This is a genomic window from Allobosea minatitlanensis, assembly GCF_964020775.1.
This window is the reverse complement of sequence record NZ_OZ224509.1, coordinates 834,381-849,684: the sequence shown is the minus strand read 5'-3', so window position 1 is coordinate 849,684 and position 15,304 is coordinate 834,381. Positions and strand designations below refer to the sequence as shown.

Sequence of the window (15,304 nt, the reverse complement as noted above, 5' to 3'; positions counted from 1 at the left end):
CCTCTTTCAACCGGCTTTGGAAAAGATCTTGCGCATATGGGTCAGCCGCCGGTCGGGCAGATCCTCATGATGCGTGATGGTGTAGCCCAGCCGCTCATACCAGCCGATGCGGCGGGTGAGCCTGGCATGGGTGTAGAGATGGACGGAATCATAGCCGAGCGCCCGCGCCCGCTCCTCGGCGAAGGCCATCAGCCCCGCGCCGAGCTTGCGGCCCGCGGCTTCAGGCGAAACCGCGATGCTCCAGAGGATGAAATCCGAGGGCTCGGCCTGCAGCACCAGGACCGCGTCGAGGCCGCTCGCCCCGTCGACGAGCCAGACCTCGTGCTCGGCCAGCACCTCGTGATAATCCGCGATGCGCGGCAGCGAAGGCACGCCGATGATCGCCTCGTTCGGCAGATAGGCGGCCTGCGTCAGCGCGACGATGGCCGGGATGTCGGAAGGCGTGGCGCGGCGCGGCGTCATCGTCAGCCCTGTGTCCTGGCGATCTCGCCCAGCGAAGCCTTCTGCCGGCCTTGCGCATCGAAATTCCCGGGCGCCAGCCAGGCCTGAAAGGCGCGGGCGCGCGCCGGCCATTCGGAATCGAGGATCGAGAACCAGGCCGTGTCGCGGTTCGCGCCCTTCACCACCATGTGCTGGCGGAACACGCCCTCGGGCTGGAAGCCGAAGCGCAGGGCCGCCCGCTTGGAGGGCTCGTTGAGGTCGTTGCACTTCCATTCATAGCGGCGATAGCCGAGCGAGAAACCGTATTCGCCAACGAGATAGATCGCCTCGGTCGCCACCCGCGTGCGCTGGAGCGCCGGCGAATAGGTGATCCAGCCGACCTCGAAGACGCCATGCTCGGGGCGGATCTCCATGATCCAGAGATGGCCCTTGGCCTTGCCGTCGGCCTTGTCGATCACCGCAAGCGGCACGATGCCGGCCTTCGCCACCATCGTTTCGAGCAAGGCGCGGTATTCGTCCTTGCTCTTCGGCGGCGTCGCCGGCAGCCAGTCCCAGATCGCGTCGTGGCCGGCCGCGGCCGACCAGATGTCGTCGAGATGGCGTGCCACGTCGAGCGGCTCCAGCCGGCAATAACGCCCATCCAGCACCTTCGCCGGCGGAAACGGGGCGGGCTTCCAATCCTGCAGAGACGTCATGATTTTCCCCTCCCCCGCCAGCCGGTCAGATCCTGCCGAACCTCCCAGCCCGGGCCGAGCTCGGCCGCGACCGCATGGGCGATCGCATGGCCCTCGGCCTCCCAGGCCAGCCGCTCGACCTCGTTCGGAAAGTCGGAAGCCGCCTCGTCGTCCTCGTCATAGATCGCGTCGAAGGCGTCCATCCAGGCTTCGAGCCGATCGGCCAGCGCCTCGGAAAGGCCGATAGCCTCGGCATCGACGGCCCGGCGCCGTCCCTTGGCGTCGAACTGCCAGAGCCCGCTATGGCCGAGCCATTCCGGCGCGATCAGGATGCAGCCGCCGTTCATGAACGCGCCTTGAGATCGTCCCGGAAGAAGGGGTTGAGGGGGGCGGACGGACCGTTTCCGGCAAAGCCCCTGAAGCTGCCCTCCTCCGCGATCAGCCGCGTCGCCTCGATGAAGGCCGCCCAGGCGGCCCGCGCCAGCGCGCCGCCGATCGAGATGCGCCGCGCGCCGGCCGCCGCGATATCGGCGACGCCGAGGCCGTAATCGCCATAGACCAGCACATTGACCGGCCTGCCGCCGGCCGCTGCCACGATCGCCCGGATCTCCTCGGCCGTCTTCGGCCCCGGCGCGTAGAGCACGTCGGCGCCGGCCGCCGCATAGGCCTCGATCCGGCGCACCGCCTCCTTCAGCGGCTCGGGATGGCCGGTCAGGAAGCATTCGGCCCGGGCCGTCAGCAGCACGCCGGAGCCGGTCTCGTCGACCGCCTTGCGCGCCGCCCTGATCCGCTCGACCGCGAGCTCGAACGGATAGAGCGGGTCCTCGGCGCGCCCGGTCGCATCCTCGATCGAGAGCCCGGCGACGCCGGTCGCCACGCAGAGCTTCACATTGGCCGCGACGCCGTCGGGCGTATCGGCATAGCCGTTCTCGAAATCGGCATTGACCGGCAGGTCGGGAACCGCCTTCACCAGCTCGGCGATATGGGCGAGCATCGCGTCGCGCGGCACGTCCTGGTCGGCGCGGCCCTGCGTGAAGGCGAAGCCCGCGCTGGTCGAGGCCAGCGCCTTGAAGCCCTGTCCGCGCAGCCAGCGCGCCGAGCCGAAATCCCAGGGGTTCGGCATCACGAAGCAGCCGGCCTCATGCAGCTTGCGGAAGGTTTCGACCCGAGGGGAATAGCTCATTTTAAATCGTTTCAAAGCGGTCGGAACCACGGGCTGGCATAGTGTCGGCCGCCGGCCCGTTTGTCAGCCCCGTCCCCGCGCATTTAGCGGCGGGAACCATTGCGCGGACGGAATAGCCGCGGTGTCGTCCCGCACGCGCCGCGGCATGTGAATGCCGCGGCGCAGATGCCGGACGATCCTCCGGAAGAGGCACCCGGCGTCGCGGCGTGAGCAGCGGCGCCTTCTCGTCACGCGGTCCCGTGTCTGCGCCGCGCCATGGCATGCCGCGGCGCGCGCGGGATGACGCCGCGTTCAGTGGTTGTCGCGCGGCACGCCGAATTTCTTGTTGATCTTCTGGTACTTGACCGCCGGCTTGAGGACCATGCCCTCGGACAATTCGTCGACGATCTTGCGCTGGATCTCCTGCCAGGGCGTCTGGCTCTTCGGGTATTTGTAGCCGCCCGCGGCCTTGAACGCGGCCCGGCGCTCGGCCAGTTCCGCATCCGAGATCAGGATGTCGGCGGTTCGCTTGTTCAGGTCGATGCGGACCTTGTCGCCAGTCCTGAGCAGGGCGAGCCCGCCGCCCGTCGCCGCTTCCGGCGAGGCGTTGAGGATCGAGGGCGAGCCCGAGGTGCCGGACTGGCGCCCGTCGCCGACGCAGGCGAGCGCGGTGACGCCCTTCTTGATCAGGTAGTCCGGCGGGCGCATGTTCACCACCTCCGCCGCGCCCGGATAGCCGACCGGCCCGACGCCGCGGATGAACAGGATGCAGTGCTCGTCGATGGCGAGCGCCGGATCGTCGATGCGGTGGTGATAATCCTCCGGCCCGTCGAAGACGATGGCGCGGCCCTCGAAGGCGTTCGGGTCCTTGGGGTTCTCCAGATAGCGCTTGCGGAATTCCGGCGTGATCACGCTGGTCTTCATGATCGCCGAATTGAACAGGTTGCCGGAGAGGTTGAGGAAGCCGGCCTCCTTCTTCATCGGCGCGTCATAGGCCTTGATGACGTTGCGGTCGCCGGAGAAGAAGCCCTTGCAGTTCTCCTCATGGGTGCGGCCGTTCGCCGTGATCGCCGGCTTGAGCTTACCCTTGGCGAGCAGTTCGGCGATCACCGCCGGCAGGCCGCCGGCGCGGTAGTAGTCCTCGCCGAGATATTCGCCGGCCGGCTGCATGTTGACCAAGAGCGGCGTGTCGTAGCCGATCTTCGTCCAGTCCTCGTTGTCGAGCTTGACCCCGATATGCTTGGCGATGGCGTTGACGTGGATCGGTGCGTTGGTCGAGCCGCCGATCGCCGAGTTGATGACGATGGTGTTCTCGAAGGCCTCGCGCGTCAGGATGTCGGAGGGCTTCAGATCCTCCCAGACCATCTCGACGATGCGCTTGCCGGTGAGATAGGCCATCTCGTAGCGGTCGCGATAGGGCGCCGGGATCGCCGCCGCGCCGGGCAGCGTCATGCCCATCGCCTCGGCCAGCGCGTTCATCGTCGAGGCCGTGCCCATCGTGTTGCAGTGGCCCGCCGACGGCGCCGAGGACGCCACCAGGTCGACGAAGCCCTTATAGTCGATCTCGCCGGCCGCCATCATCTGGCGCGCCTTCCAGACGATGGTGCCGGAGCCGGTGCGCTCGCCGCGGAAGGAGCCGTTCAGCATCGGCCCGCCCGGCAGCGCGATCGCCGGGATGTCGACCGTCGCGGCGGCCATGATCTGCGCCGGGGTGGTCTTGTCGCAGCCGGTGGTCAGCACCACCGCGTCGATCGGATAGCCGTAGAGGATTTCGACGAGGGAGAGATATTGCAGGTTGCGGTCGAGGCTTGCGGTGGGCCGCTTGCAGGTCTCCTGGATCGGATGGATCGGGAACTCGAAGGGCACGCCGCCCATCTCGCGGATGCCGTCGCGGATGCGCGGGGCGAGATCGAGGTGATGGCGGTTGCAGGGGGCGATGTCGGAGCCGGTCTGCGCGATGCCGATGATCGGCCGGCCCGACTGCAGCTCCTCGCGCGAGAGGCCGAAATTCATGGTGCGCTCGATATAGAGCGCGGTCATGTCGGCATTGGCGGGATTGTCGAACCAGGCCTTGGAGCGCAATTGCTCGGGCTTGATGCGCCGCTTCGCCCTGCGCTTCGGGGCCACGTTGCTCTCCGGGGTCTTCGCCATCGAACGCTCCTCTCCCACGCCTCGCCGAAACCTCGCGAGACGCCCTCTTCTTTAGAACGATGCGACGATTATCCGGTCCGGCCCCGCCGCCCGCAAGGGGCTCGCCCCGATAAATCATACTATTTTTCATGCGCGCCTTGCATGGTCGAGGCGCGGAAAGTTGCGCGGGGGAAAGTTGCGCGGACTTGCATCGCGGCGCCATTTGCGGCGAAGACTGGGCCCGAAGGCCGCCTGCAAGCCGGCCAGCGGAAACAGCCAAGCCCGAGGCCGCCATGACCCTGCACGTCGTCCCTTCCTTCGCTCGCATCGGCGAGGAGAACGCCTTCGCCGTGCTGGCGCGGGCCACCGAATTGCAGCGGCAGGGCAAGGACATCGTCAATCTCGGCATCGGCCAGCCGGATTTCTCCACGCCGGAGCATATCGTCGAGGCGGCGGTGAAGGCGCTGCGCGACGGCCATCACGGCTACACCCCGGCGAACGGCATCCTGCCGCTGCGCGAGGCGGTCGCCGCCGATCTGCACAAGCGCTTCGCGGTCGAGGTCTCGCCGGAGAGCGTGATGATCGTGCCCGGCGGCAAGGTCACCATGTTCATGGCGATCCTGATGTTCGGCGAGCCCGGCGCCGAGATCCTCTATCCCGATCCCGGTTTCCCGATCTACCGCTCGATGATCGAATATACCGGCGCGACGCCGATCCCGGTGCCGATCCGCGAGGAGAACGGCTTCGCCTTCTCCGCCGAGGAGACGCTGGCGCTGATCACGCCGAAGACCCGGCTCCTGATCATCAACTCGCCGGCGAACCCGACCGGCGGCGTCACCCCGAAGGCCGAGATCGACAAGCTCGTCGCCGGGCTGTCGAAGTTCCCCGATGTCGCGATCATGTCGGACGAGATCTACGACCAGATGGTCTATGACGGCGAGAAACACGTCTGCCTGCTGAGCTACCCCGAGATCCGCGACCGGCTGATCCTGCTCAACGGCTGGTCGAAGACCTATGCCATGACCGGCTGGCGCCTGGGCTACTCCGTCTGGCCGAAGCCGCTCTACGACAATGCCCGCAAGCTCGCCGTGAACTCGCATTCCTGCGTCAACGCCCCGGCGCAATGGGCGGGGCTCGCGGCGCTCACCGGCCCGCAGGACGCCGTCCACGCCATGGTCGCCGAGTTCGACCGCCGCCGGAAGGCGGTGGTGAAAGGGCTGAACGGCCTGCCGAACGTCTCCTGCGCCGTGCCGAAGGGCGCCTTCTACGCCTTCCCGAACGTCTCGAAGACCGGCTGGAAGGCGAAGAAGCTCGCCTCCGCCCTGCTCGAGGATGCCGGCGTCGCCACCATCGGCGGCCCCGATTTCGGCGTCCATAGCGAGGGCTATATCCGCCTCTCCTACGCCAACTCGCTGGAGAACATCGAGAAGGCGCTGGAACGGATGAGGCGCTTCCTCGAACAGGCCAGGGCCGCGTGAGGGACGCGCCCGGCTATCTCTGGCTGGCTTTCGCCATCGTCAGCGAGGTCATCGGCACCTCGGCGCTGAAGGCCTCGCAGGAATTCACGCGGCCCCTGCCCTCGCTGATCACCGCGGCGGCCTTCCTCTGCGCTTTCTACTGCCTGTCGCTCACGCTGAGGACGATTCCCGTCGGCGTCGCCTACGCGATCTGGTCCGGCGTCGGCATCGTGCTGATCAGCCTGATCGCCTTCGCGCTCTTCGGCCAGCGGCTCGACGCGCCGGCGCTCGCCGGCATGGCGCTGATCGTCGCCGGCGTCCTGGTGATCAACCTGTTCTCGAAATCCGCGGCGCATTGAAGGCCGCGATGCCTCCTCGTCATCGCGAGGAGCGAAGCGACGAAGCCATGACGGCGTGACGCCTCAGTTCCGCGCGGCCGTGGCGGTCACCCCCGGATCGACCTTGAAGCTCGACGCCTCGATCACCGCCGTGCCGATCATCGTCTTCACCGAGATCCGCACCGGCACCATCACGTCGGTGCCGGCCACGGGCGCGAGCCAGGTTGTGATGTCCCGGTTTTCGCTCATGAACTTGGTGCTGGGCCTCAGCGCCCTGTGGCCGGCGATCGGAACGTAGCGCGCATGGCAGACCGAGACCGGCCCGCTATAGCCGTCAAGCTTGACGTTGCGCGTGCCGGCGCTCGAAAGCTTGATGTCGTAGCGCGCCGCGCCGTCGAAGATCGGCAGCACGCGGTTGCAGGCCCCGCTTCTGCCCTTGCCGTTGACCGGCATGATGAAGGCGCTGAGCGGATCGACGATGTTGTGCCTGTGGCTCTCGGTGAGCGGCACGCGGTCCGGCTTCTCGTCGATCGGCGGCTCGATGTCGATGCCCGCGACGCTGTTCTCGGCAAGCGCCATCCGGACCGTGCGGCTCTCGCTGGAATTCGCCGAGCTGACCGCGAAGGTCCGGGGCGAAAGCCGGCCGCCGACCAGCGTGCCCGTCGCCGCGCCCGAGCCGCGTCCGCCGGTGACGCCGCCGACCACGCCGGTCAGCTTGGCGACGAGGTCGAGCTTGTAGCTCGAGCCGTCGATATTGCCGCTCAAGCCCGCCTTGCCGAAGGTGATTCCCAGAAGCGAGACGTCGTATTTGGCGTCGAGCGAGGCCGCCTCCGCCAGGGTGGCGCCGGCCATTGCCAGGATCACACCTGCCAGGGACGATGCGGCGGCGGGCTTCATCCAGTTCCTCCGGGGCGGCGCGATCCTGCCGCGATATGCTGTGTGATTCGGTCCGAATCGTGACCGCTGCGCCGTCCGCGGACGGCCTGTCCCTGGCAGCATCCTGCCTGGCTCTTTACGAGCCGTTAACGCTGACGCGCCGCCGCCGCGCGCCTTGGAGTTTTTCTTGACGCCGGCTCCGGCCTTGGCTATGGAACCGCGACTTCAATTTGACTTCCGGTGCTCGATGGCCGGCACGTCGCGTGTCGGCATTTTTATTTGAGCGCTCCGGGGATGCAAGGAACGATTGCCATGGCCCGCCGTTGCGAACTGACCGGGAAAGCCACCCAGACCGGCCACCTCGTCAGCCACTCGAACCGCAAGACGAAGACGGTCTTCCGTCCGAACCTCGTCAACGTGACGCTGCAGTCGGACGCGCTCGGCCGCTCGGTGCGCCTGCGCGTTTCGGCCCACGCCCTGCGCTCGGTTGAGCATCGCGGCGGCCTCGACGCCTTCCTGCTCAAGGCTGCGGCCGATGACCTCTCGGTCGGCGCGCTCTCGCTGAAGCGCGACCTTGAGAAGAAGCTCGCCGCCAACTGAGCGAGCGGCCTTTTCGGGTTTGAAGGAAGCGGCCGCGAGGCCGCTTTTTCGTTGGCGGGACCGCAGATAACGGCTCACGCCAGCTCGAATTCCAGCAGCAGCGTCCGTTGCAGGAATGAGAAATTATCGTCCGAGATCAGGGTGAGGATCGTCCGCCCCTGATCCAGATGGACCGACAACCCCTCCATGTTATCGATCTCGAAGCCGAGATCCGCCTCGATCAGGTAAGGCCCGTCGAGCAGCGCGCCGGCCTTGAGATCGCGCCCGGCGATTCGCCGGATCCGCATGCCAACGCCGCGCCACGGCTTGTACCAGCGTTCCAGCAGCAACAGATCGCCGGAAGGCAGAAAGGCGAGATCGGTGATGTCGTAGCCGTCGTGTCGCGCGACCTTGAACAATTCCGGCCGGCCGGGCTTCAGGATGACGCCGAGCGTCGGCTCGTCCTCGCGGACTGAGCGCTCCGCGATCGCCACCACGATGCCGGTATGCGGACCCGCCGGCGCCACGCCGATCGCTTCCAGCCCGCGATTGCGCGGCAGGCGCTTGATCGCGGCCGGCACCGGCACGGAACGCGCCCGCGCATCGAAGCCCTGCCCCGCCCAGTCGAAGCGCAGCACCTCATGCGTCCGCTCGACGCCGACATAGGCGACCCCGCCGGCAATGGCGAGGCTTTCGGTGTCGAAGGAGCGCGAGCGGATCAGCGGGCGCCCCGAAGCGCCGAGCATGGCCGCCATCTCCGCGCCCTCCAGCGCGACCGGGCGCCCCTCCTGCGAGGCGACCTTCGCCGTCAGCCAGAAACCGCGATCGCTGACCGCGACGAGGTCGCGCCCGTCGGCCGAGCGCCACAGCCCCGAAAACCCGCCGAAGCGCGGATGGCCGCAGGACAGCACCAGCCCGCCGCGGAACTGCAAGGCGCCGAAGCGCCGCTTCTCGGGGCTGCGCGGCTCGAAGGCGGCGATGCGCCGGGCACCGATCGCGACGGGAAAGCGATTCTGCTCGATCGCCAGCGCCGCCCGCGGCAGCGCGAGCGAGCCCAGCCCCGCCAGCAGGCCACGGCGGCTGAGGCGCATCAATGCAGGCGGCGCGAGGCGGAGGCAGAACCCGAAGCCGGACCGTCTTCCTCGAACAGCTCGGCGAGCTTCTCCGTCATCACGCCACCGAGCTCCTCGGCGTCGACGATGGTGACGGCGCGGCGGTAATAGCGCGTGACGTCGTGGCCGATGCCGATCGCGATCAGCTCGACCGGCGAGCGCGTCTCGATCTCGGCGATGACATGGCGCAGATGCCGCTCCAGATAGTTGCCGGCATTGACCGAGAGGGTGGAATCGTCGACCGGCGCGCCGTCCGAGATCACCATCAGGATCTTGCGCTGCTCGGGCCGGGCCAGCAGGCGCTTATGCGCCCAGTCCAGCGCCTCGCCGTCGATATTCTCCTTGAGCAGCCCCTCGCGCATCATCAGCCCGAGATTTTTCCGCGCCCGGCGCCAGGGGGCATCGGCCGCCTTGTAGATGATGTGGCGCAGATCGTTGAGGCGGCCGGGATTGGCCGGCTTGCCCGATTGCAGCCAGGATTCGCGCGACAGGCCGCCCTTCCAGGCGCGCGTCGTGAAGCCGAGCAGCTCGACCTTGACGCCGCAGCGCTCCAGCGTCCGCGCCAGGATGTCGGCGCAGGTCGCCGCGACCGTGATCGGCCGGCCGCGCATCGAGCCGGAATTGTCGATCAGCAGGGTGACCACCGTGTCGCGGAAGTTGACGTCCGATTCCTGCCGGAAGGAGAGCGGCTGGAACGGGTCGATGATGATGCGCGGCAGGCGGGCGGGATCGAGCGCGCCCTCCTCCAGGTCGAACTGCCAGGAGCGGTTCTGCTGCGCCATCAGGCGCCGCTGCAGCCGGTTGGCGAGCCGCGCCACCACGCCCTGGAGATGGGCGAGCTGCTTGTCGAGATAGGCGCGCAGGCGCGCCAGCTCCTCGGCGTCGCAGAGCTCCTCGGCGGTGACCGTCTCGTCGAACTTGGTCGTATAGGCCTTGTAGTCGGTGGTCTGGCGGCCGTCGTTGCGGCCCTCGCGCGGGCGCGGCGCCTCGCCGGCCTCCTCGGATTCGGAGTTCTCGTCCTCCTCTTCCCAGTCGCCGGCCGGCGCGTCGGTCGATTCGGAGGCGCCGTCCTGCAATTCCTCGGTGGCGTCCTCGCTGACCTCGACCTCGGAGCGCTCGGAGCCGCTTTCCTGCTCGGATTCGCCGTCCTGCTGCTGCTGGTCGTCGGAGGACTGGTCCTGATTGTCCTCGTCCTCCTCGGATTCGTCGCCCTGCGCGGTCTGGTCGGCCATGTCGAGCGCCGCCAGCATGTCGCGCACCGTGCGCGCGAAGCCGCGCTGGTCCTCGATCGATTTCGACAGCCGGTCGAGGTCGTCGCCGGCCTTGGCCTCGATCTGCTCGCGCCACAGATCGACGATCTTCTCGGCCGCCTTGGGCGGCTTCAGCCCCGTCAGCCGCTCGCGCACCATCAGCGCCAGGGCGTCCTCCAGCGGGGCGTCGGCGCGGTCGGTGATCTCCTCGTAGCGCCCGCCGCGATGGTAGCGGTCCTCCAGCATCGCGGTGATGTTGCCGGCCGTGCCGGACATGCGCCGGGCGCCGATCGACTCGACCCGGGCCTGCTCGATGGCATCGAAGACGGCACGCGCCGCATCGCCTTCCGGCGCGGCGCGGCGGTGGATCGTCGCGTCGTGGCAGGCCAGGCGCAGCGCCATCGAATCGGCATGGCCGCGCAGGATCGCGACGTCGCCGGCCGTCAGCTTGCGCGGCGGCTCGGGCAGGCGCGCCCGCTCGCCGACCAGCGAGGGCTTGTCGGCGGCGAAGACGATTTCCATTTCCGGCTTGCGCGCGATCGCCTTCATCGCGCCCGAGATCGCCCGCTTCAGCGGCTCGGCCGGGGCTTCCTTCGGCGTTCCGGGCTTGCGGTTCGAGATGGACAAGGCTCGGCCGTCCTCATGGATTTCGAAAGTTAGCGCGACCGCCCGTCGAACATCGTCGGCGAAAGGTCGCCCGGCTCCACCCCGGCGAGGCAGCGCACATTGACCGCGACCGTCGGCGTCCCGTCGGGCATCGCCCCTCTCGCGAAGGATTCGATGCCGCAGGTCTCGCAGAACAGATGCTGGATCTTCTGCGTGTGGAAGCGGTACTCGGTCAGCGCATCCGCGCCCTTGGTCAGGGTGAAGGCGCTGGCGGGCGAGAATGCGAGGATCGAGCCGCGGCGCTGGCAGTAGGAGCAGTTGCAAGTGAGCGTCTTGCCGAGATCGGCCTCGACCTCGTAGGCGACCCGCCCGCAGTGGCAGCTTCCCTGATACTGCGCCATGGCTCCTGCCCTCCCGTTAGCTGAGCACGACGTTCGCCGCGCTCTCCGGCAGCTCCTTGCCGAAGGAGCGCTGGAAGAACTCGGCCACCAGCGTGCGCTCCATCTCGTCGCACTTGTTCAGGAAGGTGACGCGGAAGGCGAAGCCGATATCGCCGAAGATCGCCGCGTTCTCGGCCCAGGTGATGACCGTGCGCGGGCTCATCACGGTCGAGAGATCGCCGTTCATGAAGGCGTTGCGGGTGAGATCGGCGACGCGGACCATCTTGTTGACGATGTCCTTGCCTTCCGGGCTCTTCTGGTAGTGCTTCGACTTCGCCAGCACGATCGCGACCTCGTTGTCGTGCGGCAGATAGTTCAGCGTGGTCACGATCGACCAGCGGTCCATCTGGCCCTGGTTGATCTGCTGCGTGCCGTGATAGAGGCCCGAAGTGTCGCCGAGGCCGACCGTGTTGGCGGTGGCGAAGAGCCGGAAGGCGGGGTGAGGACGGATGACGCGCTTCTGGTCGAGCAGCGTCAGCTTGCCCGACTGCTCCAGCACGCGCTGGATCACGAACATCACATCCGGCCGACCGGCATCGTATTCGTCGAAGACCAGCGCGATGTTGTTCTGCAGCGCCCAGGGCAGGATGCCGTCCTGGAACTCGGTGATCTGCTTGCCTTCCTTCAGCACGATCGCGTCCTTGCCGACGAGGTCGAGGCGCGAGACATGGCTGTCGAGGTTGACGCGGACGCAGGGCCAGTTCAGGCGGGCCGCGACCTGCTCGATATGGGTCGACTTGCCGGTGCCGTGATAGCCCGAGATCATGACGCGGCGGTTATGCGCGAAGCCGGCGAGGATCGCGATGGTGGTGTCGCGGTCGAAACGGTAATCCGGGTCGAGATCCGGCACATGCGGATCGGCTGCGGAATAGGCCGGCACTTCGAGATCCGTGTCGATCCCGAAAGTCTGGCGCACCGACAGCTTCATGTCGGGCAGGCCGGGCGCAGTCGTCGTCGTCATCTTCTTGTCTCCGGGCGCAGGGCCATGGCCGGCAACTTGCCGGTTACCCAGTGCCGACCGAGGAGGGAGGCGGATCGTTCCTCATTAGAGCGAAAGACCGGAAGCGGCAATTCGCAAAGCTGCAACCCGGCCCTCGCAAAGGGCATGCCGGCTCAGGGTCTCGACCGATCAACGCGGTTCGCGAGCAGCAGTTTCACCGCTGCGACAGCGCGTCCGCCGTCGTCGGGGCGGGGCCCGCCCGCCGGCACCGGACGCCCGATCCGCGCCGCGACGGCGCGCCACAGCGCCGCCGCCGTCAGCGGCGGCCCCGAGAGCCGCAGGCACGACGCCAGCCCGGCCCGCTCCAGCGCCTCGGCCCGGACCGCCTGCTCGGTCTCCGCCCCGGCATCGAAGGGCACGACGATGGCCGGGCGCCGCGCCGCGAGCAGGTCGAGCACGGTGTTGTAGCCGGCCTGGCTGACCGAGAGCGCGCAGCCGGCGAGCAGGGCCGGGAAATCCGGCCGCGCCCGCTCGACGACGGCATGGCCGGGAGCCGCCGCCGCCAGTTGCCGGAACGCCGCCTCCGCCACGCCGCGTCCGACGAGGATGCGCCAGCGCCACGCCGCCGGGCCGATCCGCGCGGCTTCGAGGGCGAGCTGGAACAGCGGCAGCGCCGCCGCCGAGCCGCCCCCTGAGACGACGATCTCGCCCGTCCTTCCCGAGCCCTCATCCTGCGGAGCAAACCGAAGGCTCGTCTCCTCAGGATGAGGGCCGTGGCAGGCAACGCCGGCACCATCCGCCAGATAACCCGTATAGAGCAGCTTCGCGGCCAGCGCGGCATCGACCGGCCAGGAACGGTCGAGCGGCAGGAAATCCGCCTCGCCATGGACGAGCACCGCGTCGAACAGCCGCGCGAGGCGATCCTGCGCTTCGGCGATGCGGGCGGCTTTCGGCGTCACCAGCACGTCCCTGACCGAAGACAGCACCAGCGCCGCGGGATTCGCCGCCTTCGCAGCGGCGATGACCGCCAGAAACTCCCCGGCCAGTTGCCGCCGGCCGAAGGGAAAGTGCTCGGTGACGACCACGTCCGGCCGCAGCCGCGTCGCCAGCGCCTCCAGCGCGGCGATGCGAGCGGCCATCCGCTCGGACCCCGCCGGCCGCCCCTCCTCGGCGAGCAGGTTGCGGAAGTCGACGCCTTCCGTGCGGACCGGCGGCAATTGCTCGAAGGCGAAGGGCTCGCCCTCCGTCGGCCGCAGCGGCATGCCGCCGCTGGCGAGCGTCACCGCGAAGCCGCCTTGCGCCAGAGCCCGGGCCAGATGCGCCGCCCGCACCAGATGCCCGCTGCCGAGCAGATGCGTGACGACGATCAGGACCGTTCCGCTCATGCGCCCTCGCCCGCCGAGCTCCGCAGCGTGGCGGCGATCCGGTCGAGCCCGGCCGCGGCCGAAAACGCCCCGGTCAGACGCCGGAAGGCGGCCTCGCCCAACGCCAGGCGCCGCTCCGGCGCGGCGGCGAGATCGGCCAGCGCCGCCGCCAGCGCCTCGACGTCGCCGGGCGGGACGAGCACGCCTTCGACGCCGGAGCGCACGAATTCGGGGATGCCGGCGAAATCGGTGGCGACGATCGGCAGCTTCTGGCTCGCCGCCTCCATCACGACATTGGGCAGGCCGTCGCGGTCGCCGTCGCCCGCCTGCTTCGAGGGCAGCACGAAGAGGTCGGCCTCCCGCAGGGCGGCGACCACCTCCGCCTGCGCCTTCGGCCCGGTCCAGTCGATCCGGTCCGCGAGGCCGAGCGCCCGCGCCTGCGCCTTCAGCGCCTGGAGCTTCTCGCCGCCACCGATATGCGTCAGCCGCCAGTCGAGCACGCAGGGCAACCGCGAGAGCGCGTCGAGCAGGTCGTCGAAGCCCTTCTTGGCGACGGCGCGCCCGACGGTGACGAAGCGCACCGGGTCGGACGGGTCGGAGCCGTCGCGCGCCGGCCGCGGGCCGGGCGCCGGAAAGCGGGCGAGGTCGAGCCCGTGATAGAGCAATGCGACCTTGTCGGGCCGCTCCGCCAGCCGCTCCAGGGCGCGATGCCCGTCCTGCGTGCAGGTGACGCCCCAGGCGGCATCTGCGATCTTCTCGCGCTTCTCCCAATCCGGTGTCGTCCAGATGTCCTTGGCATGGGCGGAGAAGGACCAGCTCAGCCCCCGAAGCAGCGCGGCATAGCGAATGACCGAGGCCGGCGTGTGCAGATAATGGACGTGCAGGTGCCGGATGCCCGCCGGAAGCTCCCGCGCCATGACGCAGGCCTGGCCGAAGCGGCGCCAGCGGTTGCGCGTCCGGTCGCGGGCGAGGTCGCGCAGGAACACCGGCAGCAGCCGCAGCAGCCCCGGCCGCCGCAAGGCGCCGAGCAGGCCGCGCGCCACGCGGCCCCAGTCGTCGTGCAGATATTCCGGCAGGTAGCGCACCCGCGCGGTGATCTGCCTGTGCATCAGGTGCCGGTCGGCATCGGTGGGATGGCGCAGCGACCAGATCTCGAAGGCGAGGCCGCGCTGCTGCAGGCCGAGCAACTCCTGCGCGATGAAGGTTTCCGACAGGCGCGGATAGCCCTTCATCGCGATGGCGAGGCGTGGCGCGGCCGGAGATGTCATCGCCGGCCGATCAGCATGAAGCGGGTATAGTTCTTCGTCGGCCGCGCCCCGGCGAACCAGACCTCCGCCAATCCCGCCTGTTCGCGGAAAGCGTCGAGCGAGGGCACGCAACTGCGATGGTCCGGCTCGCGGTAATAGTCGTTCGACTGCAGCAGCAGCGGCAGGCCGGCCGGCAAGGTCGAGAGCCAGCCCGGAACGTCGTCGAGATGCTCGCAGCTCGTATTGACGACGAGCCCCGGCGCCGGCGACAGCGCCGCGAAATCGAGCTCCGTCATATCGGCGGTGACGGCCCGGAAGCGGCCGGCCGCGACATGGCGGTGGTTGAGCGTCTCGGCCACGGGCGCGCAGCTCGGATCGATGTCGAGGCTGACGACCTGCGGCACGGCGAGCCTGTCGTCGTCGAGCAGCAAGGCACCCAGCACGCCGTACCAGGCGCCGAGCACCCAGACCGGCCCGTCCGGCCGCGGCAGCGTCCTGGCCAGCTCCTCGACCAGCCACTGCTTCGAGGCGATCTGCTTGTGGTTGCAGGCGATCGAGAGGTCCGGCGGCGCGCCCTTGCCGTAGAGCCGGGCGACATCGGCGACGATGCGATTGCCCGACAACGCCGCCATGCCGCGCAACAGGTCGTGAAAAGCCTCGACGGGCGGTTCTGGCGTCATGGTTCGTT

General features: G+C 68.8%; 16 protein-coding genes. 3 read left to right on the top strand and 13 right to left on the bottom strand.

Features of this window, described 5'->3' with window-relative positions; all coding sequences use genetic code 11:
- Positions 1–6: 6 nt before the first annotated feature.
- The 5 genes from ACWH43_RS04005 to ACWH43_RS03985 all read right to left on the bottom strand — a co-directional run bounded on the left by ACWH43_RS04005 (position 7) and on the right by ACWH43_RS03985 (position 4,428).
- A complete protein-coding gene (locus ACWH43_RS04005; RefSeq protein WP_260348924.1) occupies positions 7–462 on the bottom strand; it encodes a GNAT family N-acetyltransferase in 456 nt (151 codons plus the stop codon).
- A gap of 2 nt (positions 463–464) precedes the next feature.
- Complete coding sequence (locus tag ACWH43_RS04000) at positions 465–1,136, bottom strand: GNAT family N-acetyltransferase (protein ID WP_158444318.1); 672 nt, start codon at positions 1,134–1,136, stop codon at positions 465–467.
- Positions 1,133–1,462 carry a hypothetical protein gene (locus tag ACWH43_RS03995; protein ID WP_158444319.1) on the bottom strand — a complete coding sequence of 110 codons (330 nt, stop codon included), beginning with the start codon at positions 1,460–1,462 and terminating at the stop codon, positions 1,133–1,135. The genes ACWH43_RS04000 and ACWH43_RS03995 overlap by 4 nt, the downstream gene beginning before the upstream one ends.
- Entirely contained in the window at positions 1,459–2,298 is an 840-nt protein-coding gene (locus ACWH43_RS03990; RefSeq protein WP_158444320.1) for an isocitrate lyase/PEP mutase family protein, read from the bottom strand. The genes ACWH43_RS03995 and ACWH43_RS03990 overlap by 4 nt, the downstream gene beginning before the upstream one ends.
- A gap of 291 nt (positions 2,299–2,589) precedes the next feature.
- A complete protein-coding gene (locus ACWH43_RS03985; protein ID WP_448153404.1) occupies positions 2,590–4,428 on the bottom strand; it encodes an IlvD/Edd family dehydratase in 1,839 nt (612 codons plus the stop codon).
- Positions 4,429–4,700: 272 nt separating this feature from the next.
- On the opposite strand from ACWH43_RS03985, the gene ACWH43_RS03980 reads away from it, so the two are divergent.
- Both ACWH43_RS03980 and ACWH43_RS03975 read left to right on the top strand, forming a co-directional pair.
- Complete coding sequence (locus ACWH43_RS03980; protein ID WP_158444322.1) at positions 4,701–5,885, top strand: pyridoxal phosphate-dependent aminotransferase; 1,185 nt, start codon at positions 4,701–4,703, stop codon at positions 5,883–5,885.
- On the top strand, positions 5,882–6,223 hold the full coding sequence (locus ACWH43_RS03975; protein ID WP_158444323.1) for a DMT family transporter: 342 nt from the start codon (positions 5,882–5,884) through the stop codon (positions 6,221–6,223). The genes ACWH43_RS03980 and ACWH43_RS03975 overlap by 4 nt, the downstream gene beginning before the upstream one ends.
- A gap of 63 nt (positions 6,224–6,286) precedes the next feature.
- Here the strand turns inward: ACWH43_RS03975 and ACWH43_RS03970 are convergent, their stop codons facing one another.
- Positions 6,287–7,099: a DUF3108 domain-containing protein gene (locus ACWH43_RS03970; RefSeq protein WP_260348928.1), complete on the bottom strand. Its 813-nt coding sequence runs from the start codon at positions 7,097–7,099 to the stop codon at positions 6,287–6,289.
- 291 nt (positions 7,100–7,390) lie between these two features.
- On the opposite strand from ACWH43_RS03970, the gene rpmB reads away from it, so the two are divergent.
- Entirely contained in the window at positions 7,391–7,678 is a 288-nt protein-coding gene (gene rpmB / locus ACWH43_RS03965) for a 50S ribosomal protein L28 (RefSeq protein WP_158444325.1), read from the top strand.
- 74 nt (positions 7,679–7,752) lie between these two features.
- Here the strand turns inward: rpmB and ACWH43_RS03960 are convergent, their stop codons facing one another.
- The 7 genes from ACWH43_RS03960 to ACWH43_RS03930 form a co-directional block, all read right to left on the bottom strand.
- Entirely contained in the window at positions 7,753–8,748 is a 996-nt protein-coding gene (locus ACWH43_RS03960) for an esterase-like activity of phytase family protein (protein WP_158444326.1), read from the bottom strand.
- A complete protein-coding gene (gene cobT, locus ACWH43_RS03955) occupies positions 8,748–10,646 on the bottom strand; it encodes a cobaltochelatase subunit CobT (RefSeq protein ID WP_158444327.1) in 1,899 nt (632 codons plus the stop codon). The genes ACWH43_RS03960 and cobT overlap by 1 nt, the downstream gene beginning before the upstream one ends.
- Before the next feature lie 29 nt (positions 10,647–10,675).
- Entirely contained in the window at positions 10,676–11,026 is a 351-nt protein-coding gene (locus tag ACWH43_RS03950; protein ID WP_158444328.1) for a GFA family protein, read from the bottom strand.
- Positions 11,027–11,042: 16 nt separating this feature from the next.
- Entirely contained in the window at positions 11,043–12,026 is a 984-nt protein-coding gene (gene cobS / locus ACWH43_RS03945; protein ID WP_158444329.1) for a cobaltochelatase subunit CobS, read from the bottom strand.
- Between the two features lie 152 nt (positions 12,027–12,178).
- Entirely contained in the window at positions 12,179–13,390 is a 1,212-nt protein-coding gene (locus ACWH43_RS03940; protein WP_158444330.1) for a glycosyltransferase family protein, read from the bottom strand.
- Positions 13,387–14,637, bottom strand: coding sequence for a glycosyltransferase family 4 protein (locus tag ACWH43_RS03935; protein ID WP_158444331.1), 1,251 nt, complete (start codon positions 14,635–14,637; stop codon positions 13,387–13,389). The genes ACWH43_RS03940 and ACWH43_RS03935 overlap by 4 nt, the downstream gene beginning before the upstream one ends.
- Entirely contained in the window at positions 14,634–15,296 is a 663-nt protein-coding gene (locus ACWH43_RS03930) for a class I SAM-dependent methyltransferase (protein WP_158444332.1), read from the bottom strand. Before ACWH43_RS03930 ends, ACWH43_RS03935 begins: the two co-directional genes overlap by 4 nt.
- Between the last annotated feature and the right edge of the window lie 8 nt (positions 15,297–15,304).